General features: G+C 66.9%; 1 protein-coding gene. It reads left to right on the top strand.

Features of this window, described 5'->3' with window-relative positions; translation table 11 throughout:
* The coding region (locus GWK15_RS25580; RefSeq protein WP_168044442.1) for a hydantoinase B/oxoprolinase family protein at nt 1–723 on the top strand (723 nt) is incomplete at both ends.

The following is a 723-nucleotide window of genomic DNA, read 5'->3' on the forward strand; positions in this document are numbered from 1 at the left end:
CAACGATCCCTGGATCGGCACCGGCCATCTCAACGATTTCTGCGTCGTGACGCCGGTGTTCCGGCATGGTCGGCTGATCGGCTTCTTCGCCAGCACGTCGCATATCGTCGATGTCGGCGGCCAAGGCATCGGCTTCGACGGGCGCGACGTGTTCCATGAGGGCATCCGCATCCCCGTGCTGCGCTTCCTGCGCCAGGGTCGGCCGGACGCACATGTGGAGCAGATCCTGCGTGCGAATGTGCGCTTCCCGGATCAGCTGATGGGTGAACTCTTCGCGCTGGTGGCCGCGAATGCGGGCGGGTGTCGCGCCCTGCTGCGCATGTGCGACGAGTTTGCCCTGGAGGATCTCGGCCCCCTCGCCGCCTTCATCTTCGAACGTTCGGCGGCAGGCATGCGGGCTGCCATCGCGTCCCTGCCCGAAGGCTGCTTCGACACGACGATGCGGACCGACCTGGTCGGCGAACCGATCGAGGTCACCGCGAGCATGGTGGTGAAGGACGGCACCATATCGCTCGACCTCGGCGGAGAGCTCGCGCCGCATCCCCGCGGCGTCAACGTGCCGTTCTGCTACACCGAAGCCTATGCCGCCTTCGGCGTGCGCTGCGTCGTCGGGCCGGACATTCCCAACAATGCGGCGTCGCTCGATGCGGTGCGCATCTCGGCGCCGGAGGGCTCGATCCTGAATGCCCGCTTCCCCGCACCGGTCGCCTCCCGCCATATACT

The organism is Neoroseomonas oryzicola, assembly GCF_012163135.1.
In the GTDB taxonomy this organism is placed as follows: domain Bacteria; phylum Pseudomonadota; class Alphaproteobacteria; order Acetobacterales; family Acetobacteraceae; genus Neoroseomonas; species Neoroseomonas oryzicola.